The sequence below is a fragment of the Corticicoccus populi genome, assembly GCF_042686195.1.
Taxonomy (GTDB): domain Bacteria; phylum Bacillota; class Bacilli; order Staphylococcales; family Salinicoccaceae; genus Corticicoccus; species Corticicoccus populi.
The window spans coordinates 169,988-195,970 of sequence record NZ_JBHUOQ010000003.1 but is presented as its reverse complement, the minus strand read 5'-3'; the positions used below and the strand labels follow the sequence as shown (position 1 = coordinate 195,970).

The window sequence follows — 25,983 nt, the reverse complement described above, 5'->3', positions numbered from 1 at the left end:
GAATTCCCCCCTAATGATCTAAAGTAATACCGCAGCTTTCCGCAACCACTTCAACGATATGTTTCACTTCTACTTCACTGCTCAAATTTTCCCGTTCAACACCAAGTTTTAACTGAATATGACAGCCCGGGTTTGATGTGATAATCAGGTCAGGAGCTGCTTTTTTCACATTGTTCATCTTCAAGTCAAGAATCTGCATAGACTCATTAAAATGAATAATATTATAAATACCTGCAGAGCCGCAGCAGAGTGACTGTCCGTTCATTTCCTGATAATTAATACCCGGAATTTTTTTAATAATATTAAGTGGATCTTTAAATACTTTCTGAACGTTTTCAAGGTGACATGAAGGCTGGAATACCGCGCGTTGATTGACAGGATGCTGTAAATTCAAATCCACTGAAGCCATAATTTCAGATATATCACGTACTTTGTCCGTAAAGGCTTCTGCCCGTTTATACCAGTCCGTGCCTGCTTCAAATAATTTATGATATTCCTTAAGTGTCGCCCCGCAGCCGCCGATGGTATTCACAATATAATCAAAATCATACTTTTCATATGCTGCAATATTTTCTTTTGCCTGAGCCACTGTTAAATCATGTTCCCCGGCATGGTGCTGCAGTGCACCACAGCATGTCTGTGCCTTGATGTTCGTGACCTGAACATGGTGAGCTTCCATAATTTTCACAGCAAGACTGTTAATCCGGCTGAAAAATGTATCCATAATACACCCCTGAAAAAAGCCGACACTCAGACCTTTCTGCCTGAATGGATTCACGCTTCCTTTGATACGTTTCGATAAAACAACATCCGGTACCGCACGGCTTAAATCATTATACTTCGGCAGCGGTTTTAAGATGCCTGCACTTTTTACCAGTCTGTCTATTCCGCTTCTTTGATACAGATAAAGTCCTTTATTCCCAAGCCTCAAGACACGTTTGTTTTTCAGCGCAAACTTAAAAGCACCCGTTCTCAGCATTTTTTCTGTGATACTTTCTTTCCTGTGATCTTTCAGCACTTCTACAGCAGACATCAGAATGTCGCCGTATCTCACATTTGTCGGACAGATGGTTTCACATGCCCTGCATCCGAGGCATAAGTCAATCCCCTCAGACATATCCTCTATATTAATCTTTTCCTCGACAGCCATCTTTACTAAATTAATGCGCCCCCTCGGCGAATGCTTTTCTTTTTTAAACGCGATATACGTCGGACATACAGGCAGGCAGTACCCGCACTGTACACAGTCAAATGTTGCCTCGTAATCCAGTTTATCAAGGAGCTGTGTCATTATTTAACACCAGCCTTTTCTCACCGGGGTTTGGAAATATTTTTCCCGGATTTAATATATTTTTCGGATCCAGTGCTTTTTTTACCGCTTTTTGAAATTCAAGCCCTGCCTGCCCGACTTCCTTTTCCAGAAACGCACGTTTCATTGTTCCGATGCCGTGTTCACCGGACAGCGTGCCGCCGAGTTCAATCGCATAATTAAATATTTCTTCCACTGCATCTTCTACCCGCGATACTTCTTCTGCATCCCGCATATTAGTATTGATGGTCGGATGTAAATTACCATCACCGGCATGGCCGAACACAACAATATTCAAATGATATTTTTCTTTAATTTCATCGATTTTTTTAAACATATCCGGTATCTTACTGAGCGGCACTGTCGCATCTTCCGATATTTTAGTATAACCGCTTGAGACAATCGCCGGACTGACGAGTTTTCTCACCTGCCAAAGTTTTGCTTCCTCTTCTTTGTCACCGGCAATATTAACACCGGTCACGCCGATTTTTTTAAGTGCACTGCGGATGACTTCCATTTCTTTTTTCAGAGCCTCTGTATCACCGTCCACTTCTACGAGTAATACAGCAGCTGCTTCCCTCGGCAGATCAAGTCCCGCATAATCTTCTACTTTATTAATCGCATTCTGATCAAGAATTTCCATTTTAGACGGCCGGACACCTGACGTTAAAATTGTTGAAATTGATTTTCCGGCAGTATATAAATCATCGTAAACAATCATTGCCGTCATCGTATCAAGCGGTTTCGGTATCAGCCTGAGTGTTGCTTCGGTAATGATGCCGAGCGTCCCTTCCGAACCGACAAGCAGCTTTGTTAAATCATAACCTGTCACATTCTTTACTGTCTGTCCGCCGGTATGAATGATACTCCCGTCTGCTGTAACTACCTGAAGTCCCAGTACATAGTCTTTTGTTACACCATATTTAACACCACGCGGTCCTCCCGCATTTTCTGCAAGATTCCCGCCGATTGTACAGACTGAGGAAGATGACGGATCAGGCGGATACATTAAATTATAATCATCCGCAAGTTTGTGAATGTCTCCTGTCCGGACACCCGGGCTCACCTTAATTAATAAATCGTCCGGGAAAATCTCCAGATAGTGATTCCACTGTGAAAAATCCATTACAATACCGCCTGCAACCGGCAGCGGGCCGCCGGATAATGACGTTGCCGCTCCCCTCGGTGTGACCGGTATTACAAATTCATCCGCAACCCGTACAACTGCCTGTACTTCTTCAGCAGAAATCACCTGTACTACATAATCCGGGATATACTGGCCGAAAGATCCGTCAAAACCGTATGAAATTCGGTCATCCACATCAGTCAACAGCCGGTCTCCTAAAATTTCATGTAATTTTTGTTCGATTGCATTCGACATTTTAATCACCTATATCCTATCGTCTCCAAGTTTTTTACGCATCGTACTTAAATGCTGCTCCATCGCTTTTTTTGACGCTTCAACATCTCTTCTCTTAACTGCCTCATATATCTTTAAATGTTCGCTGAACACTTCTTCACGCTTACGCGGTTTACCAACATTCAACTTAAGTGAAAACTCCAGAACATTTCTATGCAGCTCTTCCAGATTGTTGAATGTCTGAATCATGTAGTTGTTTCCTGTCGATTGAATAATTGCTTTATGAAAATTATAATCCGCACGCATCCCGATTGTTTTCTCGTTGCTTGTGATTTCCTGAAAATCATCAAGTGCTTTTTTTATAGCCTGCAGATCTTTTTCTGTATGACGTACTGCACTGAATCCTGCCGCTTCAATTTCAAGCAGCGTCCGCATTTCCAATAAATCAAACAAATCTTTTCTAGTAAACGCACCATACGAAAACTGCTTAAATGCATCTGCAGCGTCCCGTCTCCTGACATAGCTGCCTTTTCCCTGTATAGATTCTATATAACCGACCGAAACCAATCTCGACATCGCCTCTCTAATCGGCACCCTGCTGACGCTGAAGAATGATGCAAGCTCATTTTCTGACGGCAGTTTTTCACCTTCACCGTATTCTCCCTGCTTAATCATCTCTTCTAATTGAGTAAATATTAAATCCGATAGCTTCTCTTTTTTGATTGGTTTCATCTGAATCAGGCCTCCACTGCTTTTTTACTCCTTAAAAAGTGAACAATCATCACAATTACAAATAGTATATATCCTATTATATCTAAAGTTGTATCCGTTGATATGAGTAAAAACGCTGTTGCGATTAAAATGATTCGTTCAACTATGTTCAACTTAACCCGTATATAATTTCCAAAACCGACTGACAGTGCATATATACCGACTAAAACAGATATCAATGCCGTCGCAAGTGCCGCAAAATTAATCGGTCCTTCATCTGTCTGAAGCAGGAGAATCGGATCGTATGCAATCATAAACGGAATAATAAAGCCCGGCAGTGCCAGCCTCATCGCTGTCCATGAAGTCTGCATCGGATTTGCTTTCGCGATTCCGGCACCAGTATATGCAGCAAGTGCAACCGGAGGTGTCACATTACTCATTGCACCATAATAGAATACGAAAAAGTGTGCAGCCATAGGCTGAACGCCGGCAGTAACAAGAGCAGGTGCAGCAGTAACTGCAACAACAATATATAGTGCTGTTGACGGCAGTCCGAAACTTAAAATAATACATGTCACCATGACAAGCAAAAGAATCAGGAACAAGTTACCGTTTGCGATATCCACCACATTGTAGGCAAGCATTGAACCCACACCGCTCATTGATACAACTGCAATAATGATTCCTACTGAAGCACAGGCTACAGCGACCTGTATAGAGTTTTTCGCACCGTCAATAAGTGCTTCAAAAAACTTGGGAATTGTAATTCTATTCTCTTTATCTTTCGTTAAATAGGATGTAATGATTGCTGCGACAATACCTGCAAATCCTGCAAAAATAGCAGTACGTCCCATGACCAGCACACCGATAACAACAATGATAGGCAAAAGCAGCGCCCCACGTTCGATAAGTACGCGCTTAACATCAGGGATGTTATCTTTACTGATACCCTTTAGTCCCAGTTTTTTTGATTCTGTATCAATCGAAATAACCAATGCTATGAAGTAGAGGAGTGCTGGAATAATTGCCGCCATCACAACTGCTGTATAAGGTACACCCAGAAACCCAGCCATGATAAAGGCAGCCGCCCCCATAATCGGCGGCATAATCATACCTCCCGTAGAGGCTGCTGCTTCAACGCCTCCGGCAAATCTCGGCTTTAAACCAATACTTTTCATAAGTGGAATTGTAAATGCACCTGTTGTTGCCACGTTGGCTACCGCACTTCCGTTTAACGAACCGGTCAATGCACTTGTAATGACAGCGACCTGTGCGGGACCTCCGCGTCTCTGTCCTGCGATGGCCAAGGCTAAATCATTAAATAAATTACTTGCTCCACTCGCTGTTAAAAATGCTCCAAATAATATAAACAGAACAATATATGTAGATGCTATCGACAGTGTGCTTCCGAAAATACCATCTGAAGTCATATAAAGCCTGAACAATAAACGTTCAAAAGAAAATCCCGAATGTGCAAAATCAATAGGGAAATACGCACCGTATACTGCGTAAATCATGGCAATGACACTTAGTACAGGTATAAACCATCCAATTGAACGACGCGTCATTTCAAATAGTACAAGTATACAAAGTATCGCAAACACATAATCAAGCGTCTCTGCACGCGACATACGTTCCACATGAAGATTCGTATACATCAATGTAATATACCCGATGGATATAATCGACATGAATACCATAATTAAATCAAATGCATTGAACTTCGAATCCGGCTTCTTTTTATTTGTCGGATACAGGAAAAATCCAAGAACAAATATTAAAATTAAAAATATAGTATTCCGGTAAAATCCCTGGATATTTAAATAGCTGGATGTCACAAGTACAAATACGGATAATAAAATCCCTATGACAGCAACTGCATACTTTGTCCAGTCCTTAGGATCACGCTGAGTTCCCTCGACAACAACTTCTTCCGGTGTCTCCAACTCTTTTTTTAACTCAGTCATTGTCATTACACTCCTTTAATTCTTCCGGTATTAAATTCTCATCAATTTCCAGACCCTGCTCTTCAAAATATCTGTACGCGCCTTCATGAAGGGGTGTGTTTAATCCCTCAAGTGCCGTTTCAATCTGCATCTCGCGTGCCGAGTTATGAATATTTATCATATACTCGCGATTTTCATATAATATCTTAGTTAAGTTATACACAAATTCCTCATCAAGCTCTGAAGTCGTAACGAGAACATTCGGCTGTGCGATAGTTTCGATATCTTCCTCCTGCCTCGGATATGTGCCTGCTTCAATGGTATATGGATACCATGTGTTCACGACACTGTTGATTGCCTCAACCTGTGCTTCTGTCACATCAAGTACAGTTGCGTTCACACCACTTGCATACATATCCGTAATCGCAGATACAGGAACACCCGCAGGAAGTGATCCTCCGTTTAAACGCCCGTCTCTCATGGCGGAAATAGTATCATCATATCCGAGATACTCAGGGCGTATGTTCTCTTTAGTTAAACCGACACCTTCCATCATGGTCAGCGTGGACTGTTCAGTACCGCTGGCCTGAGGGCCAACAGAAAATGATTTCCCTTCAATATCAGATATATCCCCTGTCTCAACCTCACTGTCCATCAAGACAAAGTGTTCAACATTCGGCCAGATCATACCGACCGCTCTGAGCTCTTCGAACTGCTCCCCTTCATAAATACCGCTGCCTTCTGCTGCCTGTGTCGAAATTAATCCCTGCAGTATGGAGAAATCTGCCTCTCCGTTTTTCATTAAATCAATATTTTCAACTGAACCTGCTGATGCCTGCCCGTTAAATTTAATATTCTGGTCACGGTAATGTTCTGTCCATAACTGCCCCAGACCGACACCAATCGGATAATAAGTACCCCCGGTTGACGCAGTCGCAATATTGTAAATCTCTTTCTTCTGAAAATTACAGCCGCCAAGTACCAGCAGTACTGTAATAATAAGTAGAAAATACTTTTTACTCATTTTTACTCCCCCTCTTTATGTATGCGCTTTCACTTGTAATACAATATGATAATCTTATATTACAAATAGTAAAATTTCAACACTTTATTCACATTTTCGTCACAAATAATTTTACTGACTATTCAAAAATTACTGCATAAATCTGGACTTCTGATGTTTTCTTGTAGACAATAAGATTAATAATTATTGGAGGGTTTGCTGTATGACACTATTTGAGTCCTATCAGATAAAGAATTTAGATTTGAAAAATAAAGTCGTCATGGCACCTATGTGTCAGTACTCTGCTGAAGACGGCTTTCCCAACGACTGGCATACCACCCACTATGCATCAAGGGCTGCAGGCGGAACGGGATTGATTATTGTAGAGATGACAAATGTTGAACCTGACGGAAGAATTACGGATCACTGCCTGGGTTTATGGTCGGACAGTCACATCTCCCGTTACAAAACACTCGTTGATGCCATCCATCAGAACGGCGCAAAAGCAGGCATTCAAATCGCTCATGCAGGACGAAAAGCAGTCGATGCTGAAACTCCCGTCTCATCAAGTCCCATTCCTTATGATGACAGCTCGAAAACACCGCATGAACTGACCACTGACGAGACACGTAATATGATTGAAAAATTCAGGCTGGCTGCCGGACGTGCCGTTTCGTCAGGATTTGATTTTATTGAAATACATGGTGCCCACGGTTATTTAATTCATCAGTTCTCTTCACCGCGGACAAACACCCGAAGTGATCAATACGGTGAGGACTTGAGCCTGTTCGGCTCTGAAGTCATCCATGCTGTAAAAAAAGAAATACCTGATGACATACCTTTAGCCATTAGAATTTCAGCCAAAGAATTTGCAGAAGGCGGTTATGATACTGAACATGGTATTTATCTTGCGAAGCAGTTTAAAAAAGCAGGCGTAGACATTATTCATGTCTCAGCAGGCGGCGAAGGCAGACCTTCTCCGGAACGCTTTCCGGGAGCTTCTCCCGGGTATATGGTGCCTTTTGCCCGCGCTGTAAAAGAAGGGGCGGATATTCCGGTGATTGCTGTCGGTGTGCTGGATGATGTTAACGATGCACGTAAAGTGATTGAAGACGGCTCTGCAGACTTAGTTGCGCTCGGCCGTGCCCTGCTGCGTGACCCGTACTGGGTATTGAACCATGATGACAGCGGATCTTTCATTCCCCGCCAGTACACCAGAGGATATCAATAGAAAGGAGCAGAAATATGCATTTTATTGATAAAGAGAAGAAAATATATGAGATGTCAAAAGACAATGTCCCGAATCTGACAGTGAACGACGGTGACACTGTCGTGATGGAAACGTATGACTGTTACACCGGACAGATGAAAAATGAAAACAGTTCTGCCGGCGGTTCCGGCTGGGATGGTATCAATCCTGCGACCGGTCCTGTATATGTCGAAGGTCTTAAACCAAATGATGTATTGAAAGCGGATATTCAAACCATCACACTTTCCGACAGAGGTGTGATGGTTAACGGCCCGGGAGCAGGTGTCATGGGCAGTATACTTACAGAGCGTCACGTTAAATTTATTGATATTGATTCAGAGAAAGAATTATTAAATTTCAACGGCATCGACATCCCTCTGAATCCGATGATCGGCGTAATAGGAGTTGCACCTTTAAATACACCGGTGAATAACGGCACTCCTGATAATCACGGCGGCAATATGGATTCCGTCAAAGTTACTGAGGGTGCTTCACTTTATCTGCCCGTCTATCATGACGGTGCACTGTTTGCACTTGGTGATGTGCACGCGGCAATGGGTGACGGCGAGGTCAGTATTTCGGGCGTCGAAATTAGTGCGGAAGTTACTGTCAGACTGCAGAAGGCGGACAATATGAAAATATCCCACCCGCTCCTTTCTGATGATGACGGTGTGTATATGATGGTGTCCGACGAGAGTCTCGATACGGCTGTTGATCTGTCTGTAAAAGAAATGATTCGTTTCCTTCATCCTTATACAGACCTTTCTCTTAATGAAATCACCATGTTGATGAGTATTGTCGGACAGACACAAATCAATCAGGTTGTTGATCCGAAAAAGACGGCACGCTTCTTTGTGCCGCGGTATGTACTGAATCACTATAATATTCCAATTTAACAGGGGGTGACATAATGAAATTTGTGATCGCAAATGATTCGTTTAAAGGCACTATGGACCAGATTGAGGCATCTGAACTCATCGCAAAAAGAATAGAAAAACACGGGCACAAAGCTGTTCAAAAACCAATGAGTGACGGCGGGGACGGCCTGTTGAAGTGTGTCGGTCCCGAATACCGCAGCGTCACGGCAGCTGTTGTCGGTCCTGAGGGGCTTTCAGTAAAAGCAACATACAAAATATTTAAGAAAACAGCCATTATTGAATCTGCTGAAGCCTGCGGGATTCATTTATTAACTGAATCCCTTCCAGGTGAAAGGACAACATTCGGTGTCGGGGAACTCATCCTCCATGCGGTCTCAGAAGGGGCTGAAACGATTATTATCGGACTCGGAGGCTCTGCAACATCCGACGGTGGATACGGCTTATTCAAAGCACTCGGAGGCTCTGCTGTCGACAGTGAATCAACACCTGTTCTTTCGTTAAATAAACATATTGATCTTATCAATAGAATAGACAGCCGGACGCTTGTCGATCTCTCTAAAATTGAGATCATTATTGCTTCAGACGTTAATAATCCCCTCTTGGGTGAATCCGGTGCTGTTCGTGTGTTCGGCCCCCAGAAAGGTATTTCAGGAAATAAGCTGAATATTTTTGAAGGACGTCTGAAAAAACTTCACGAAAAAATGATGCGTGCGGGCTTTGAAGATTTCAGTACATCACCAGGGGCGGGTGCTGCCGGCGGTCTCGGCTGGATGCTCATGACTCTCGGTGCAGAAATAAAACCCGGCGGTCCTTTAATTGCTGAGTTAATCGGTCTGGAAGCATCTATTTCAAATGCAGACTATGTCATGACAGGTGAAGGAAAAAGCGACGCTCAGACAATGGACGGAAAAGTGCCTTCTGTCGTACTCGAACTCTGTCAAAAACACAGTGTTCCGTGTATTTTATTATCCGGCCAGATTCACAGCGGTTTTGAAGGTGAATTCCATCATGTGTACGGGCTTGTTGATGATGATTACGATGCTGAAACAGTCATGTCCAACACCAGCAGACACCTGGTCAGAAAAACCGATCAGATTTTATCCGATATTATTTAATCACCTGCCGCATTCTAAAAAAGGCGTCTGACCGGAAAATTCCGGATCAGACTCCTGTAATATATTCAATCTTAATTATTCAAATGATTCCAGTGTCACTTCATCAGGATTTTTCCCCATGCGTTCACCATTTTCCAGCGTATCCATCTGCTGCATTTCCTCATTCGTCAGCTCAAAATCAAAAATATCAGCATTTTCCTTAATACGTTCCGGTGTCACTGATTTCGGGATGGTGGACACACCGTTCTGAATATCCCACCGAAGAATGATCTGTGCCGGGGATTTTCCGTACTTTTCAGCCGCACCAACAATGACCGGGTGATCAAACAATCCGCCCCGCTTCAATGGTGCCCATGCTTCAAGCAGAATATCATGTCTCCCGCAGAATTCTTTTAATGCTTTCTGGGGCAGATGTGGATGATACTCCACCTGGTTCAGTACAGGTTTTATTCTGCATTCTTTAAATAATGTTTCCAGGTGATGTTCATGGAAATTACTGACACCAATCGCTCTGACTTTTCCGGAATCATACAATGTCTCAAGCGCACGGTATGTGTCTGTATAGGTCCCCGGCATCGGCCAGTGGACAAGATATAAATCCACATATTCAAGTCCGAGTGCTTCAAGGCTGCGCTCAAAAGCCGCGAGAGTTTCTTCATAACCCTGATCTGTATTCCAGACCTTCGTAGTAATAAATAATTCCTCGCGTAAAATCCCGCTCTCTTTGACTGCCCGGCCGACACCGGCCTCATTATTATATACTGCCGCAGTATCAATATGACGGTAACCCGCCTGAAGTGCAGTCTCGATTGCACCTTTCAGTTCCTCTTGATCAGTATTTTTATATACACCAAGTCCCATCACAGGAATTTCCACCCCGTTTGAAAGTGTATATGTGTCTTTAATTGAATGAACCATTCAAATACCTCCTGTAAATTATAATAATAATGCACCGTAAATTAAGCCGCCGAGTATAACAAGTGCAGGATGCACTTTAAACTTCGTTAATAAAAGGAAACTTGCCGTTGATAATATCACCGTATGGACCACTCCCGACTCAATATACGCACCGCCGAAGAAATCAAAAGCGATGACGCCGAGGAGCACTGCAACCACGGGACGGACCAGAGTCGTTAATGTTTCGAACTTTTTTGTCCCTTTCATCTTATATAACAGACCGGCAAGTGTAATCATCAAAATCAAGGACGGCAGTACTGTTGCCGTCAATGCAATCACCGCACCCGGAATACCACCTATCTGAAAGCCGATATAACCCGCCATCTTTGTGATAATCGCACCCGGAAGGGCATTGCCGAGTGCCAGTACTTCAGCGAATTCCTGTGATGTCATCCAGCCGTAATTCTGGACCACTTCCTGTTCAACAAGCGGTATAGAAGCAGGACCACCGCCGTACCCAAGAATTCCCGGAATAAAAAATGCCAAAAATATTTGAAAGTACAGAAGCATTTATTTCCCTTCCTTTCTGAACATACTGTATATGATAATGACTGCGATTAAGATGGCAGGATGCAGATCAAGAACAACAAGCAGTATGATTGATACCACCGTAAATACGATGATGAACAACCATGTCGAGCCGGATTTCGCTTTCGCAAGAAATTCATAAGTCAACAGCGCCATCATGACACCGACCACCGGCAGGACACCTCTGCTCATCCCCTGTACCCATTCGAGATCCTTAAATTCAACAAACAGTGTCAATAAAATAATCATTAAAATAATAGTCGGTAAAATTGCTGCAAGCACCGCATTCACAAGACCCGTCCAGCCTGCCTTAATGTAGCCGATATAACCGGCCATCTTCGTAAGAATCGGCCCCGGCAGTGTATTGCCGATGGCCAGAACATCCTGGAACTCCTCGTCGGTCATCCACTTGTGAATATCCACCACTTCCGCCTTAACAAGCGGTATAGAGGCGGGGCCACCCCCGTAACCGAGCATCCCCACTTTAAAAAACACCCAAAAAATTTTCAGCTGCATATAATCCCTTCATTCCTAATATGCCGAAATTGAACCGTCCGTACGGGATTCGGTTCCGCCGACATATGTTCCATTTTCCTGCCTGATAATTATCTGGCCCCGCCCGAAACGGTTCGGCTCAACATTCACTGTAATATTGTGCCCGCGGGCCGCCAGATTTCTTGCAGTATCCATATTAAATCTGTCTTCAACATCCACCGTCAGATGTTCCTTAAACTGCCACCTCGGTGCATCCAGTGCACTCTGCGGGTTCATGTCAAAGTCAATCAGGTTCATCACCACCTGGAGATGCCCCTGCGGCTGCATAAAGCCGCCCATTACACCAAACGGGCCGACAGGTTTTCCGTCCTTAGTAATAAAACCCGGAATAATCGTATGAAGCGGTCTTTTACCACCGCCTATGAAGTTTGGATTGTCCGGATCCATAGAGAAGTTGTGCCCCCTGTTTTGAAGTGCGAGCCCCGTTCCCGGTACAACAATCCCTGAGCCGAATCCCATATAGTTACTCTGGATATAGGAGACCATATTGCCTTCTTTATCAGCTGCCGCCAGATAGACTGTTCCGCCTTTCGGAGGTTCTCCATGCGTTCTTTTCACGGCACACTCCCCGATTTCTTCCCGTCTTTTCAAAAGATAGTCCGCATCAATCAGTGCTTCTGCAGGCATATTCATATAATCTTCATCCGCAACAAATTGATGCATGTCACTGAACGCCTGTTTAACCGCTTCGATTTGATAATGATATGTATCCGTATCAAGTGTTTTGAAATCATCATTTTTCAGCATGCCGAGCGCCATCAGCGCAGAGATACCATCACCGTTCGGCGGAATCTCATGAATATCGTAACCTTTATAATTCAAATGCATGGTATCGACAAAATCCACTTCAAATGATTGTAAATCTTCTTTTGTTAACAGACCGCCTGTTTCCTCTGCATATTTAATTATTTTATCTGCAAGTGCACCGTTATAAACCGACTCACCGCCTGTCTCCCCTATTTCCATCAATGTCTCAGAATGTTCCGGGAGTGTCTTTAATTCCCCGGCTTGAGCATTGCCGAACACATCAAACCACGGCTTGATCTCTTCAAAATTTTCCACTTCCACTTCGAACTTCTTATACGCCGCCTGCCAGAACTTCGCAACTGTCGGTGTCACAACAAAACCGTCACGTGCCGCCATAACAGCAGGTTCCAAAACTTCTTTCAATGACAAATTACCGAACTTGTCAATTAAAGTCCCCCATGCCTTCGGTACTCCAGGTACTGTCACCGGCAGCCAGCCGTAAACAGGCAGTGCCTCATGCCCTGCTGCCTTCACCTTTTCCATGCTTAAAGATTCCGGTGACCTGCCGCTCGCATTCATGCCGTGAAGTTCACCGTTCATCCACGCAATCATAAAAGCATCACCCCCGATGCCGTTACTCGTCGGCTCAACGACTGTCAGCATGGCTGCGGTTGCGATTGCTGCATCCATGGCATTACCGCCTTTTTTCAGCATTTCAGTTCCTGCCGAAGATGCCAAAGGATGCGTTGTTGCGACCATACCATTTTTTGAATACACACTCTGCCTGCTTATTGAAAATGGATAACTGTTATGATTCATTATATGTCCCCTTTGATATAAATAAACCTCTGCATCAAGCAGAGGCTGAAATTATTTTCCGCAGCACTTTTTATATTTTCTGCCGCTGCCGCACGGACACGGATCATTCCGCCCGACCTTCTCTTCCTTCACCACTGTTTTTGTTTTAAGCTCTCTTTCTTTAAAACCCCGGTATTTAAAATGTCTGGTATTTTCTACAATACCGCCGATATTATCAAAAAACGCATTTTCTTCATCAGCTGAATCGAATTGAACACCTTCAGATACTAAATAATTCTTAATATCTTCACGCTGTTTTCCGCTCATAATCAGCTGAAGCAGATGAATATACGACGGATGCAGTTCTTCAGTATTTCCCGGAATTTCTCTTTCAACAAATTCCCTCAGTGTCTCATGTGCACTGGACTCATCGATAAAATTCGGGTCACTGAATTTGATAAATTTCGCAAATTCCGGTTCATAGTAGTCACGGCTGCCCTGAAGTTTTCTCACCATCAGGTACTGTTCTTCATTCATATCATCAATGACAATCTCGCGTCTGTCACGATTGACATTAATTTCATAAGGAGAACCGTCTAAAAATGCAATCAGCTCATCTGCAGAAATCACTTCATTATAGTATTTTTTAAACAGATGAATCAGCTGATCGAAACTGACAATCCCGTATAAATGAAGTGAAGCCCGCACTAAATTCAGGCGCCGCTGCACTTCAAGACGCTCTTCATAATTCTCTTCAGTATTGACTTCTTTATATAACTGCCGGACGGCATCTGATAAGAAGAAAGTTCCTTCGTCCTCTTCAATTTCAAACGCATAACCCATAATGTAGAGGCCGAATACATCCTCAAGCCTGAAACGGTTATCTGTCTTGTCCTCTGAAAGTTTTCTCCACGCATCAAAAGATCTGCTGTCAATGTAGCAGTATGCATAATGTGCCGCTTCCGGAGACTTTTGAGCCGCTTCAATTTCCTTTATAAGATCATCTTTCTTAAGCTTTGAATAGCCCTTCACACCAATCGTCTTTGCCAGCCTCTTTAAATCAACGACTTTGTACAGCTTTAAATAATCCCTGACTTCCTTCATGTCATCGCCCCCGACGTTCCGAATATAATTATATATATTTTAACACATGAGTCTCTTTAAAAAACGTTTAATGCAATATAGATCACAAACGGTATGGTTATGGCACTCAGCAGTGTCCCGAGCATGACAATCTCAGCTGCATACTCAGGATCGTCACTGTATGCTTCAGCAATGATTGAACTGTTGACTGCAGCAGGCATCGATGTCGTAATCATGATTGCCTGGGCAACAATACCCTCAACATTGAATAATGATAACAACAGAAAAGCAAGTACAGGACCGCCGAGCAGCCTCACAGCTGTCGCGAGAAAAGCACTGCTTCTGATTTTTTTAAATTTAATGCCTGCAATCTGTGCACCAAGCGTAAACAGAACCACCGCAATCATTGCGTTCCTGATGTAATCAAACGCTGATGTAACAGGGACCGGCACACCAATACTGAAATAATTGAACAAAAGCCCGATACTGACACCGTAAAAAATCGGCATTTTAAAATAATTTAAAAGTGCACGTAATTTACTTGTATGCTCCGCACTCAATGAAATAATACCGTAGGAGAATGCAAAAACATTTTGAAACACCATCATCATAACCTGGATACTCATGGCGAACGGATCACTTCTGAACACTAAATCATTGACCGGCACACCGTAGTTTCCGGCATTGTAGAACAAATTGGAGTTCCTGAATAAAATAGAATGGCCGTAATTCAAACCAATCCACCGGGCAGTTAATGTACAGATTAAAAATGTAATACCTGCATATAAAATCAAAAATAAAATCACATATAAAAGCAGCATGAAATCAATATCCGCTTCATACAGGTTCATAAAGACAAATCCCGGCATAATATAATTGATCATCAGCTTGGCAAGCGTCGCCCGCTCAAGCTTATACTTCAGCTGAACCACATAGCCGATGATAACGATAATTCCAATCGGAATCATGACATTATTAAATATGTATATAAATTCTCCCATTCATCACCAAACCTTTACATAATAAAATAAATAAAAACAATCGTCCCAAGTACGATAAAAAATAACGGTACACGGAGAATCGCCAGTACAACTGCAAACAAACCACCGAGAAGTCCGTCAACAGGTGACTCCAGGACTTCAAGAATTCCGGGGAATATTAACACTCCGAGCGCAGCATACGGGATAAAATTCAAATATGTAACCACACCTTCCGGAAGGTTCATTTTTCCTGTCATAAATGCAGGAATGATTCTTGTAATCAATGTCGCGAGACACAGACATATAATCAAGACAACCACTTGAACACCCGCCTTTCCATAATAAAACCGGCCAGTGCTGCCAAAAGCATTGAGATAATAATAGCAGCTCCCGGCGGGATAAATGGAATATTACTGAAAATCCAGTGCAGCAGCATACCGTAAACTGCCGTCAGTCCGTATTTATAATGTGTCCGGACAGCAGGCACTAAAAGTGCGATAAACAGTGCATATAATGCGATACCGGATGCACTTATCCACCGTTCATCCATCCATTCCCCTGCAAGGTAGCCGTCGAGTGAGAAGAGCACCCAGAAAAAATACGCCGTGATAAATACAATAAAATAATGGCTGAAACGCTTTAATTCAGGTGGTGTATCTGCTGTTGCAGCAAATCCTTCATCCGTAACATATGAAGACAATACCAGCCGTTTTAACACAGATTCATGCTTTAAATCATAATTCACTTTGAAAGACATCACAAAATGTCTGGAGTTGAGGACAAACACTGCAGCAATGACTGCTGCTGCACCACTTGATGCACTGAGCATCTGTATCGTGAGAAACTGGCTCGCACCGCCGTATACCATGGCGCTCATTAGAAAGGTTTCAAGAAGCGACAGCACAGGTTTTGCTGTAATACCGAATGCAATGGCAACAGGAATATATCCCAATCCGATGATTAATCCGTAAAGGAAGGATTTTTTATATTTCCGCAAATCATTCACCACCGAATTCATTTAATTATTAAGAAATATTCTATCATATTTGTTATAGTCAAACTAAGCTTAATTTTTTAAAGCATTGTATTTATCAAAAAAGAAATGAGGACCCATTCATGAAAGCCATCGCGTTAGATATGGACGGAACTGTACTGAATGACCACGGTCAAATGAGCAGCCGTCTGAAAAATGTATTCCGCAGAATGCATGACAAAGGCATTAAAGTTATTTTTGCAACCGGACGGACACAGTCGGAGATATTAAATGTGACACCAAAGGAAGTCCCGCTCGCAGGATATGTTGCTGCAAGCGGCATGAGTGTCTTTATCGATGACAGGTTGGTTTCTGAAAAAACATTTAAGAAAGAAACGGTCATAGAGATATTAGAACATGCCCGTGAAAATGAAATTTATTATGAGACATTTACTGCACAGACACCCGCTCATACGTTAAAAGCGGATAAAGAATATTCTCTCCGTGACTTCTCTTTAGATACGCCGGAGACTTTAAAACCTTACGAAGAAATCTTGATGAACGAAACAGCAGAAAGTAATGTCCAATGGGTCGATTCCATCGATTACAGTCAGATACTGAAAGTATTCTTCATCAGTAAAGACTTAAAGAAAATAGACCGCTGGCATGATTACCTGGAAAACAGAAAAGACGACCTCGGCTGCGCCCTGTATAAAACCAGCCGTCACAACTGTGAAGTGATGCAGGCCGGCGAAGACAAGGCAACCGGTTTAAAAGTCCTCCTCGACCACTACAATATTGATTTTAAAGATGTTCATGCCTTCGGTGACTCCATGAATGATTTGTCAATGTTTGATGCCTGCGGTAAAAGTACTGCTATGAAAGGCTCTCCTGATGAGATACTGAATGCTGCCGATGATGTCACAGCATTTTCTAATGATGAATACGGCGTTGCCGATTATTTGGAAACACATTACTTGTAAACAGAAGAAGCGGACCCGCCATTTTGACGAATCCGCTTCTTTTATTCTTCTACTGCATCTTCCGGAAGTTCAATGTCCTCGACATCATTAAATGTTGTAAATTCAGTACTGCCTTCAAGCTGGAAGGAACCTTCCGCATCTTCTCCGCCCGCAGAATATTCTATGGAGCGGATTAAATCATTTTCATCGACTTCAACAGTCAGTTTACTTTCCACCTCTGATGTATTCACAGTGCCGAAACTGACTTTAAAGAGTTCTTCGAAAGCACTGTACACATCTCTGTTTGTCCCTTCATATGTGTAAGTCCGTGCCCCGTCCGTTGTATCGACTTCGAGGGAGTCTCCAATATCTGCGATCGCACGTACAGTGTTCTCATAAGTGACAAAAAACAGACTGTCGATAGACACTGACTCCGTTGCATTCACCCATTCTTCACCTGTATAGAAATAAAAGTGACCGTCTTTTGATATTGTACGGTCCTCACCGTTTGAAGAAAGCTGCAGGGACGGCGGATCACCGTTAATAAAACTCACTTCCGCAGAAAGTTCTGCAGGTGCTTCATCATCAATCGCAGCTGAAAGATTCACTGCCGCTTCATAGCTTTCGATATCTTCTGCCTGATCTATTACTTTATTAAAAGAGTCATTATTTGTCTGTTCTATTTCTTCAGTTTCATCACTGCTGTCCGCTTCAGTATTTAAATCGTTTTCCTGTTCTTCAGATACTTCCTCCTCCGATGCATCCGTGTTACCATCATCAGTTACAGGCACTGTCTCTTCATCCGACTCTGCCTCAGGTTCTGTATCGTTTTGACAAGCTGCTAAAACTGCAGTTGATGCCAGTACAGTCAATAAATATTTGGCAACTTTCATCTTCATAACTCCTTAACATTAATCTCCTATGAATCATATCATGGTTTTTTGCAATTCCCTAATAATATGGTACTATTTCACCGTTCTGCGCGCCTTCTGCTTTTCTCTTCCTCTGCCGGCTTTCACACCTGCCGCCGTATAAATCAGAAGACCGCCCCATATGAGTATGTACGCCGTTCTATGAACGTCTGTAAACACTTCGTCATACATAAAAATACCAATCACAAGCATCAGTGTCGGTGCAATATACTGCAGGAAACCAATCAGTGACAGACGGATCCGCACAGCACCGAGCGAGAACAGAAGCAGTGGAATTACCGTGATTACTCCGGTACCAATCATCAGTGCACTGTCTGTATTAAAACCGAATGCAGCTGACCCGGTACTTCCTATATACAGAATATAAATTAATGCAAACGGTGCAAGCACAAAAGTCTCTACCGCCATCGCATAAACTGCATCGATATTAATCGTCTTTTTAATCAAGCCGTACACGCTGAATGACAGAGCCAGATATAACGAGAACACCGGTGCCGACCCGAGACCAACGGTTAAATATAATACTCCGGCAAAAACAATACCTATCGCCGCCCACTGAACTTTTGAAAAACGTTCTTTTAATATGATAACACCAAGAATAATACTGATCAGCGGGTTTATGTAATATCCGAGGCTTGCGTCTAAAATATGTCCGCTGTTCACCGCAATAATATAGACCAGCCAGTTTGATGTAATAACAACTGACGCGGTAAATAATGCAAGCATCTTCTTTTTGCTTCCAAATATAAATTTGAGGTCTGCCTTAAAATACCGCCATTTACCGGTCACAATAATAAATAACAGCATAAATACAAATGACCAGAGTACCCGATGGGCAATAATTTCATATGATGAAATGCCGTCAATCTGTTTCCAGTAAATCGGCAGAAATCCCCATATAATATATGCTGAAAGTGCAAACAGCACACCTTCCTTACCTTTTGACACACACTCACCTCCCATTTTGACAACAAGACAATTTTACTCTCTTATTCCTGAAATGTCCAAACAAGAAAAAGCAGCCCGGTAACCGGACTGCCTGCTGTAAAAATCGTTTATTGAATTTCAAATACTTCAAACGGAAATCTTCCTACAGCTGTTCAAGTTCATTTTCATAGTGTTCATCAGTATTTATTTCACCGGCTTGTGCATCGAGTTTATCTCTGCCCGTAAAATAGAATGCGACGACCGAACCGACAATAACATACATCGTATAAATATATGTGATAAAGAATACAATCGTACCTGCAATTAACAGTGCAATCATCGTTCCCGGACTGTCAATCATAATACCGATAAAGACACTGCCGATCATAATTACAAAATAAAGTACAAACAAGCCGATTGAAAGCAGAACATTACTGAAGAACAGTCTGAGGATACTTTCTCCGGATTTAAACATTACATCCCATGCAATTTTAAACTTATCCATTGTCGGGATCATCGGCTGATCTGTATATGTCAGATAAACCAGACCGATATAAAGCGACACGAGGATATAAGGAATGTAAATCAGCACTGTTACAATCAGGTTCAGAATCATTACAATAACAACAAGACCAATCTGTGCACTCAATGTCACCCATGTCTCTTCCAGGGAACCGTCAGCTGCGAACAGTCCCATTGCAGACAACGGTGCATTCACCAGCAGATAAATCATATTGGCGATGAATCCCATCACAAAGCTGAAAATAAAATACAATACAACAACAATAATCGTTATCTTAACAGCCTTGCCGTACCTGCCTTCTTTAAATACATAAAACAATTCACCGAAGCCGAATGGTTCGTTGTTGTATGCCTTTGTAAAAAAGCGGATAATACCAAGACTCATCGGGTAAAGCAGAAATATACTTAAAAGGAAAAAGAAGAATATACCTAAAAGGATATATAAAATCACCCACGGCGAGTCATAAAACCCAAGTGTCGGCAGCGTAAAGACACCCATAATAATACTTGTGGACAACACCATAAATAATGCCGCCAAAATAGTCAGGAAAATGATTTTAACAGCTTTCCCCGAAGCCTTTTCTCTGTACGTTGATTGATACTGAAACATTTTAACACCCGTCTTTCTATTGTTTTCGATTTTTATTTTAACATTTCTTCAGATAAATAAAGATCATATCCATCATATTCCACGAAAACAGAGTATATAACCCTATTTGTTTAAATTTTATCAAATTCGTGTATAATAAGTTGAAAATATTCTTTATAGAGGAAGTTTACTATGCCAAATGAAAAAAGTTCAGGTCTTGCGGCGGTATTAAGTTTCTTTATCAGCGGACTCGGCCAGATTTATAACGGCCAGATTCTAAAAGGGATTATCATCCTTCTGATTCAGGGAATAAACGGCCTTCTCACATTCATACTGATTGGATATATCTTTTTACCGATTGTATGGTTGTTTGCGATTATCGATGCATACCGGTCAGCAGAAAAAATCAACCGCAGAAATTTCCGGCGTTATAATTAACACCGTGATAAAGTGCACGGTCGGGACAACGGACGTGCACTTTTATCATTACATATCATTTTTTGAAATAAAAACAGCATGATATACTGGATTAAAGGACGTGATTTTATATGGAATTGTTACTCGGGATACTCGCACTCGGAATTATTGTCGTCATTTTTGTATTTCTGCTCGGAATCATTAAATGGCTTCTGCAGGGATACTTCCTGTACCGTGTTGCCGATATGAAAAATCTCGATATGCCGGTCCTGTCATTTATACCTTTCGGTACATTTTATGTCGCCGGACAGGATTACAACGGCAATATATTTGAAAAAGGACGGTTTAACCCAAGAACACTGGGTGCTGTATTTGTCATTGTCGGAATTATCCTGTATTTCTCCGGCCTGTCCATCGGGGATATTGCACTGTCTTATGTATTGATGGAATCTGTGGCATTTATCGGTATTTTCAAAGCCTACACTAAAAATACAGCTGCCGCTGTACTGCTGGCACTTTTAAATGTCATTACTGTAGGTATCGCAGCAATTATTATTTTATTCCTGTACTCAAGAAAACTGGTCCAGGAAGATACAGAGCCGGTCATTTATGAGAACCCGGTAAGAGAAGAATCATCTTCAGACAAATAAAGGGTGCGGAAATCCGCACCCTTTTTTGTATACTATTTCCCTTTTGCTGCCGCAAGTACCGTATTCACAAGAATATCTGCACCTGTCGACATTGCATTGTGATCAAATGTCATTTTAGGATGATGAAGCCCCGGCTTTAAGTCACAGCCGATTCCAACCATCGCACCCTTAAGGTCCGGATACTTTACTGTGTAGTAATGAAAATCATCGCCGCCGCTCGTCACTACAGGCTCAAGACAGTTCTCCTCGCCGATCGTTTCAACAATTCCTTCTCTTAATAATGCCACCGCTGACTCGTGACTCTCACTCGCAACAATTTTTGAAAAATCAACATCTTCAATTTTCACACCGTAGAACGATTCCACATGATTTAAAATATCAAAGACACGGTCTTTCAGCTGATCCATCGCTTCGTTGGTCTGTGCGCGCATATCAATACCGCACTCTGCAATACCGGGGATAATATTCAATGACTTTCCGCCCGCTATAAACTTAGTCATCTTCACTGAAGAAGGAATGACCGGATTAATATGAATTTTAGACAGCATATTAACAATTTCCGCACCAATTTCAATTGCGTTGTAATTCAGATGCGGCCGTGCACCGTGCGCGTCATCTCCAATGATTCTGAATTCAACAGAGGCAGCAGAACCGTGTTCAATACTCGGTGTTGCGGTTCCTGATACCGCTTCTTCAACCGGTCTAAGATGAATGCCGAAGAAATAATCCATATCCTCGATAATCCCTTCATCCGACACATCAAGTGCACCGGTCCCGACCTCTTCTGCAGGCTGGAATACAAATCTCACACCGCAGTCGGATAAGACCTCATGATCTTTAAGCGCCAGCATCGCCTGCACCACCATCGCCGTATGTGCATCATGACCGCAGGAATGATTGGCACGTTTGACCCCGTCCACTTCCTGGTACAAAGCGTCAATGTCCGCCCGGATACCAATTACAGGGCCGCTGCTGAAATCACCGATGTCACAGTACAGACCTGTAATGTTTTTAAATTTGACCGGTTTGAAGCCCTCCGCTTCCAAAAAGTTAAAAATATATTCTGTTGTCTCGTACTCTTCATTACTCAATTCCGGATGTTCATGAATATGATTAAATACTTCAAACATTTTATCAGTTGTCATATAATTTCCCTTCCTGTTCTGATGATATATGACTATTATAATATAAAATTTTGAAAAAGTTTAAAGATTCAAGCTATAATGGATGTATTGAGGAGGAGAATAATACTTATGAACATTAAAGAAATTAAATTACATCAGCTTGTCATGAAAATGAGAAACCCCTTTACTACAAGTTTCGGTACACAGCAGGACCGCTATGTCACTATTATAGAAGCAGTCAACGAAGACGGTCTCTCCGGTTTCGGTGAATGTGTTGCAGGTGAAGACCCACTTTATTCTGAAGAATTTATGGACAGTGCCTTAATCGCCATGAAGAAATATTTTGCCCCTCTTGTGCTGCATAATGAAATCAGCCACCCTGATGATGTGTGGGAGCTGTTTAAACCGTTTAAAAAGAATAATATGGCCAAAGCAGGGATAGAAGGTGCTGTATGGGACTTATATGCGAAAGAAAATAATATCACGCTTTCTGAAGCGGTAGGCGGGAAGAAACCCGACGTTGAAGTCGGAATTTCCCTCGGTCTTGAGGATACTGATGAAGCACTTCTTGAGAGAGTTAAAGAAAAAGTGGATGAAGGATATAAGCGTATTAAAGTAAAAATCAAACCCGGCCGTGATGTTGAAATGGTCCGTAAAATCCGCGATGCATTCGGTGATATTCCGTTAATGGTTGATGCAAACTCGGCGTATACACTTGATGATATTGAAACGTTAAAAGCTCTGGATGAATTTGATTTGATGATGATTGAACAGCCGCTTGCAGCAGGTGATTTAATTGACCATGCCAAACTGCAAAAAGAAATCAAAACACCAGTCTGCCTTGATGAATCCATCGACAGCTATGAGTCTGCACTTGGCGCTATTGAACTCGGCAGTTGTAAAATCATCAATGTAAAAGTCGGACGTGTCGGCGGCATTACACAGTCTAAGAAAATCCACGATCTCGCTCTTGAACATAACATCCCGTTATGGTGCGGCGGAATGCTTGAAGCTGGTGTCGGCAGACTTCATAATATTGCGATTACTACACTTTCAAACTTTACACTTCCAGGTGATACAGCATCTTCAAGCAGATACTGGTTCACTGATATTATCTCACCGGAAGTAATTGCAGAAGATGGTGTAGTGAACGTCAGTACAGCACCTGGAATCGGTGCAGATGTTGACTTCGGTAAAATGGAGCAGTATCTGAAAACGACAGAAGTCATTACAAAGGGCGACCAGATTGATATGGTCTTCTACAACTAAATCCAAACCCTCTGTCAATAAAATGATGGATTGAAATTGATTTTTATCACAGCAGAAATTCATGATTCATATGGATTTCTGCTTTTATTTGTAAAACTCCGTCTTAAGATGCCTCCCTTTACATACCCAAAACCCATTCAAACATCTGGATAACCTCAAAAAACATTAAACGGCCGTAAAAAAGCGTCAATGAGATCTCATTGACGCCTGCAGCCGATCATATTATTCTAATTTCTCTTTTTTAAAGTAATCACAACAATTTCCGGGTGGTTAAACACCCTGAACGGAAACCGGCTGTTGCCGAGCCCCCTGCTGATGGACAGAGTGGTGCCTGATGATTCATGTATGCCTTCAGTATATTTAGGAAGGACGCCCTGATGCGGTGCATAGAGTCCTTTCACAAACGGCAGTCTGATTTGCCCGCCGTGGGCGTGTCCCGATAAAACGAGATCCACAGGCATGGTGCGGTACATGCTGAACAGCTCCGGACGGTGTGACATCAATATGGTAAATGAATCATCTTCCACCGCCTTCTTGACCATCTCCACCAGCTGCATCTTGAAACGCTGAAAAACAAAAGGATCATCTTCATGTCCGAAAAACCAGGGATCGTTTATTCCTGCAAGGTTTATACTGCTGCCGTTTCTTTCAAGCTGAATCATTTGATTATCCAGACGAACCATTTCAGAATTCACGATTGCTTCTTTCAATTTCGGCCATCTCTTATAATGCGCCTCATGATTCCCCGTAATATAATATGTCGGCAGAATCCGGGTCATTCCTCCAATAAAGTGAACAGCCCGCTTTAAATTCGGCGTCCGCCGGTCGATAATATCACCGGTCATTAAAATAACATCGCCTTTTTGTGCCTCAATCAGTTTAAGTAAATGCTTACTCCGTCTGCCAAAGTATGCATTATGAAAGTCGGATACATGAACCAGCTTATATCCGTCAAAACTTTCCGGTATATTTTTATGCGTAATTGTCCGGCTGTCGACTACGAGGTCTTTATCCTCTTTATACAAAAATCTTGCAGCAGCTATCACTATACCTAATGCTATCGCCTTATATTTCATATCTCGCCTCTTGAATTTCCTATTATTAAATCTATTCTTCTTCAATGATATTATCAGAAGGTACGGTCTTGGTAATTCTCACTTTTCGGATCATTTGATTTTCCATTATCAGTACTTCAAATTTTAAATGATTCTCATCCATCATAGTGTCACCCTCTTCGGGAATATTATAGAATAACTTGAACAAGTATCCGGACAAAGTATCTTCCTCTTCCGAAATATCTGTATCAAATTGAATATTCAGCCTGTGCAGCGTAATCTTCCCGTCACAAACTATCTCATCAACCTTCAAATAATCAATCAAAGCATCATTCTCAAGGTCAGTCTCATCCTCTATATCAAAACCAAGCATGCTTTCAATAATATCTTCATGAGTCAGAATCCCTTCAGTACCCCCGTACTCGTCTAAAACAACTGCCAGATGTCTGCGTTCTTTCGTCATCTTCCTAAGGACCTCTTCAACCGGCTGAAATTCATAAATCATTAATGGTTCAGGATCACAGAAATCCATTAAAGTTTTATCCGGCTCAAGTGACCACTGGAGAATATATTTGGAATGAAACACACCGACAATATCATCAAGGTCATTATCATAAACCGGATAACGCGTATGCATCAAATCCACAACTGTCCTCCGGACTTCATCAAATGCCGCATCCATCTTAATCGCATCCATCTCAGTTCTTGGTGTTGTCAGCACATCTTTAACATTAAGATTCTGAAAATCAAGGACACCTTTCAAGCGGTCGGATTCATCTTTATGAAGCGAACCTTCAGAGTCCGCAATTTCCACCATATTTAATATTTCTTCCTTGGACACTGTCCAGCCGGGATTCTCCCCTTTAGAAAGAATTCGTGTAATTGCATCAGTCAATTTATTAAGTATCCATGTCACAGGTTTCAATACAATAATCACCAGACGAATAACCGGGCCTGCTGCATAAGAAATACGTTCCGGAAACGCTGCTGCAACTGACTTTGGAACGACTTCCGAGCAAACAATAATTGTCACTGTAATTACAAGTGACGCAAAGGCCACACTCCACTCATACTGAATTGCCATCGCAGTAACAATTGTCGGCAGAATAATATTGGCAATATTATTGCCGATTAAAATCGTTGTAATAAATTCACTCGGTGTCGACAAAAGTTTATACAGCCTTTCTGCTTTCTCATCACCGTTTTTAGCCTGTGTCTGTATCTTTCTTTTATCCACCGCAGTCAGTGCAGTTTCACTGCTTGAGAAAAATGCGGAAACTAATAATAACAGAATGATCGCTATCAGCACTCTGTATTCCTCCCCTTGTTACCTTTTGATATAAA

Annotated in this window: 26 protein-coding genes; 7 read left to right on the top strand and 19 right to left on the bottom strand. The window is 42.2% G+C overall.

What is annotated here, in order from left to right:
* Nucleotides 1-10 precede the first annotated feature (10 nt).
* The 5 genes from ACFSX4_RS09220 to ACFSX4_RS09200 are packed head-to-tail and all read right to left on the bottom strand — an operon-like array spanning nt 11 to nt 6,350.
* Nucleotides 11-1,291, bottom strand: a complete 1,281-nt coding sequence (locus ACFSX4_RS09220) for a (Fe-S)-binding protein (protein WP_377773870.1) — start codon at nt 1,289-1,291, stop codon at nt 11-13.
* A complete protein-coding gene (locus ACFSX4_RS09215; protein ID WP_377773868.1) occupies nt 1,275-2,690 on the bottom strand; it encodes an FAD-binding oxidoreductase in 1,416 nt (471 codons plus the stop codon). Before ACFSX4_RS09215 ends, ACFSX4_RS09220 begins: the two co-directional genes overlap by 17 nt.
* A 9-nt stretch (nt 2,691-2,699) precedes the next feature.
* On the bottom strand, nt 2,700-3,401 hold the full coding sequence (locus ACFSX4_RS09210; protein WP_377773866.1) for a FadR/GntR family transcriptional regulator: 702 nt from the start codon (nt 3,399-3,401) through the stop codon (nt 2,700-2,702).
* A 5-nt stretch (nt 3,402-3,406) separates the two neighbouring features.
* On the bottom strand, nt 3,407-5,347 hold the full coding sequence (locus ACFSX4_RS09205) for a TRAP transporter permease (RefSeq protein ID WP_377773864.1): 1,941 nt from the start codon (nt 5,345-5,347) through the stop codon (nt 3,407-3,409).
* Entirely contained in the window at nt 5,340-6,350 is a 1,011-nt protein-coding gene (locus ACFSX4_RS09200) for a TAXI family TRAP transporter solute-binding subunit (protein WP_377773862.1), read from the bottom strand. Before ACFSX4_RS09200 ends, ACFSX4_RS09205 begins: the two co-directional genes overlap by 8 nt.
* Before the next feature lie 202 nt (nt 6,351-6,552).
* Between ACFSX4_RS09200 and ACFSX4_RS09195 the strand changes: the two genes are divergently transcribed.
* From ACFSX4_RS09195 to ACFSX4_RS09185, 3 genes are read left to right on the top strand one after another with little or no spacing between them, the layout of a single operon-like run.
* Nucleotides 6,553-7,560 (top strand): NADH:flavin oxidoreductase/NADH oxidase, encoded by a 1,008-nt coding sequence (locus ACFSX4_RS09195; protein WP_377773860.1) that lies wholly within the window; start codon nt 6,553-6,555, stop codon nt 7,558-7,560.
* Nucleotides 7,561-7,574: 14 nt separating this feature from the next.
* Nucleotides 7,575-8,474 carry an acetamidase/formamidase family protein gene (locus ACFSX4_RS09190; RefSeq protein ID WP_377773858.1) on the top strand — a complete coding sequence of 300 codons (900 nt, stop codon included), beginning with the start codon at nt 7,575-7,577 and terminating at the stop codon, nt 8,472-8,474.
* A 14-nt stretch (nt 8,475-8,488) separates the two neighbouring features.
* Nucleotides 8,489-9,571 carry a glycerate kinase family protein gene (locus ACFSX4_RS09185; protein WP_377773856.1) on the top strand — a complete coding sequence of 361 codons (1,083 nt, stop codon included), beginning with the start codon at nt 8,489-8,491 and terminating at the stop codon, nt 9,569-9,571.
* A 75-nt stretch (nt 9,572-9,646) separates the two neighbouring features.
* Here ACFSX4_RS09185 and ACFSX4_RS09180 read toward each other — a convergent pair whose 3' ends face one another.
* Genes ACFSX4_RS09180 through ACFSX4_RS09145 form a run of 8 tightly spaced genes read right to left on the bottom strand, consistent with a single transcriptional unit; the run spans nt 9,647 to nt 16,216 of the window.
* On the bottom strand, nt 9,647-10,489 hold the full coding sequence (locus ACFSX4_RS09180) for an aldo/keto reductase (RefSeq protein WP_377773854.1): 843 nt from the start codon (nt 10,487-10,489) through the stop codon (nt 9,647-9,649).
* A gap of 18 nt (nt 10,490-10,507) precedes the next feature.
* On the bottom strand, nt 10,508-11,038 hold the full coding sequence (locus tag ACFSX4_RS09175) for a chromate transporter (RefSeq protein WP_377773852.1): 531 nt from the start codon (nt 11,036-11,038) through the stop codon (nt 10,508-10,510).
* Nucleotides 11,039-11,572, bottom strand: a complete 534-nt coding sequence (locus ACFSX4_RS09170; RefSeq protein WP_377773850.1) for a chromate transporter — start codon at nt 11,570-11,572, stop codon at nt 11,039-11,041. It abuts the gene before it with no gap.
* 15 nt (nt 11,573-11,587) lie between these two features.
* Nucleotides 11,588-13,177 (bottom strand): gamma-glutamyltransferase family protein, encoded by a 1,590-nt coding sequence (locus ACFSX4_RS09165; protein ID WP_377773848.1) that lies wholly within the window; start codon nt 13,175-13,177, stop codon nt 11,588-11,590.
* 51 nt (nt 13,178-13,228) lie between these two features.
* A complete protein-coding gene (locus ACFSX4_RS09160) occupies nt 13,229-14,260 on the bottom strand; it encodes an SEC-C metal-binding domain-containing protein (protein WP_377773846.1) in 1,032 nt (343 codons plus the stop codon).
* 56 nt (nt 14,261-14,316) lie between these two features.
* Entirely contained in the window at nt 14,317-15,240 is a 924-nt protein-coding gene (locus ACFSX4_RS09155) for an AEC family transporter (RefSeq protein ID WP_377773844.1), read from the bottom strand.
* A 14-nt stretch (nt 15,241-15,254) separates the two neighbouring features.
* A complete protein-coding gene (locus ACFSX4_RS09150; RefSeq protein ID WP_377773842.1) occupies nt 15,255-15,539 on the bottom strand; it encodes an AzlD domain-containing protein in 285 nt (94 codons plus the stop codon).
* Nucleotides 15,527-16,216: an AzlC family ABC transporter permease gene (locus ACFSX4_RS09145; protein WP_377773840.1), complete on the bottom strand. Its 690-nt coding sequence runs from the start codon at nt 16,214-16,216 to the stop codon at nt 15,527-15,529. The genes ACFSX4_RS09150 and ACFSX4_RS09145 overlap by 13 nt, the downstream gene beginning before the upstream one ends.
* Before the next feature lie 119 nt (nt 16,217-16,335).
* Here ACFSX4_RS09145 and ACFSX4_RS09140 point away from each other — a divergent pair, with 119 nt between their 5' ends.
* Nucleotides 16,336-17,175 (top strand): HAD family hydrolase, encoded by an 840-nt coding sequence (locus ACFSX4_RS09140; protein ID WP_377773838.1) that lies wholly within the window; start codon nt 16,336-16,338, stop codon nt 17,173-17,175.
* A gap of 41 nt (nt 17,176-17,216) precedes the next feature.
* On the opposite strand, the gene ACFSX4_RS09135 is transcribed toward ACFSX4_RS09140, so the two are convergent.
* The 3 genes from ACFSX4_RS09135 to ACFSX4_RS09125 form a co-directional block, all read right to left on the bottom strand.
* Nucleotides 17,217-18,047, bottom strand: coding sequence for a hypothetical protein (locus ACFSX4_RS09135; RefSeq protein ID WP_377773836.1), 831 nt, complete (start codon nt 18,045-18,047; stop codon nt 17,217-17,219).
* A gap of 72 nt (nt 18,048-18,119) precedes the next feature.
* Entirely contained in the window at nt 18,120-19,034 is a 915-nt protein-coding gene (gene rarD / locus ACFSX4_RS09130) for an EamA family transporter RarD (protein WP_377773834.1), read from the bottom strand.
* A 142-nt stretch (nt 19,035-19,176) separates the two neighbouring features.
* Nucleotides 19,177-20,145, bottom strand: a complete 969-nt coding sequence (locus ACFSX4_RS09125; protein ID WP_377773832.1) for a hypothetical protein — start codon at nt 20,143-20,145, stop codon at nt 19,177-19,179.
* Between the two features lie 171 nt (nt 20,146-20,316).
* Here ACFSX4_RS09125 and ACFSX4_RS09120 point away from each other — a divergent pair, with 171 nt between their 5' ends.
* Together ACFSX4_RS09120 and ACFSX4_RS09115 are read left to right on the top strand one after the other, a co-directional pair.
* The gene (locus ACFSX4_RS09120; RefSeq protein WP_377773830.1) at nt 20,317-20,562 is read left to right on the top strand and encodes a hypothetical protein; all 246 of its coding nucleotides are present in this window, start codon (nt 20,317-20,319) and stop codon (nt 20,560-20,562) included.
* Between the two features lie 110 nt (nt 20,563-20,672).
* Nucleotides 20,673-21,191 carry a hypothetical protein gene (locus ACFSX4_RS09115; protein WP_377773828.1) on the top strand — a complete coding sequence of 173 codons (519 nt, stop codon included), beginning with the start codon at nt 20,673-20,675 and terminating at the stop codon, nt 21,189-21,191.
* 32 nt (nt 21,192-21,223) lie between these two features.
* Here ACFSX4_RS09115 and ACFSX4_RS09110 read toward each other — a convergent pair whose 3' ends face one another.
* Nucleotides 21,224-22,336, bottom strand: coding sequence for an amidohydrolase (locus ACFSX4_RS09110; RefSeq protein WP_377773826.1), 1,113 nt, complete (start codon nt 22,334-22,336; stop codon nt 21,224-21,226).
* Between the two features lie 108 nt (nt 22,337-22,444).
* On the opposite strand from ACFSX4_RS09110, the gene menC reads away from it, so the two are divergent.
* Nucleotides 22,445-23,584: an o-succinylbenzoate synthase gene (gene menC, locus ACFSX4_RS09105; protein ID WP_377773824.1), complete on the top strand. Its 1,140-nt coding sequence runs from the start codon at nt 22,445-22,447 to the stop codon at nt 23,582-23,584.
* A 227-nt stretch (nt 23,585-23,811) separates the two neighbouring features.
* On the opposite strand, the gene ACFSX4_RS09100 is transcribed toward menC, so the two are convergent.
* Together ACFSX4_RS09100 and ACFSX4_RS09095 are read right to left on the bottom strand one after the other, a co-directional pair.
* The gene (locus ACFSX4_RS09100; protein ID WP_377773822.1) at nt 23,812-24,660 is read right to left on the bottom strand and encodes a metallophosphoesterase; all 849 of its coding nucleotides are present in this window, start codon (nt 24,658-24,660) and stop codon (nt 23,812-23,814) included.
* A 31-nt stretch (nt 24,661-24,691) separates the two neighbouring features.
* The gene (locus ACFSX4_RS09095; RefSeq protein WP_377773820.1) at nt 24,692-25,948 is read right to left on the bottom strand and encodes a hemolysin family protein; all 1,257 of its coding nucleotides are present in this window, start codon (nt 25,946-25,948) and stop codon (nt 24,692-24,694) included.
* Between the last annotated feature and the right edge of the window lie 35 nt (nt 25,949-25,983).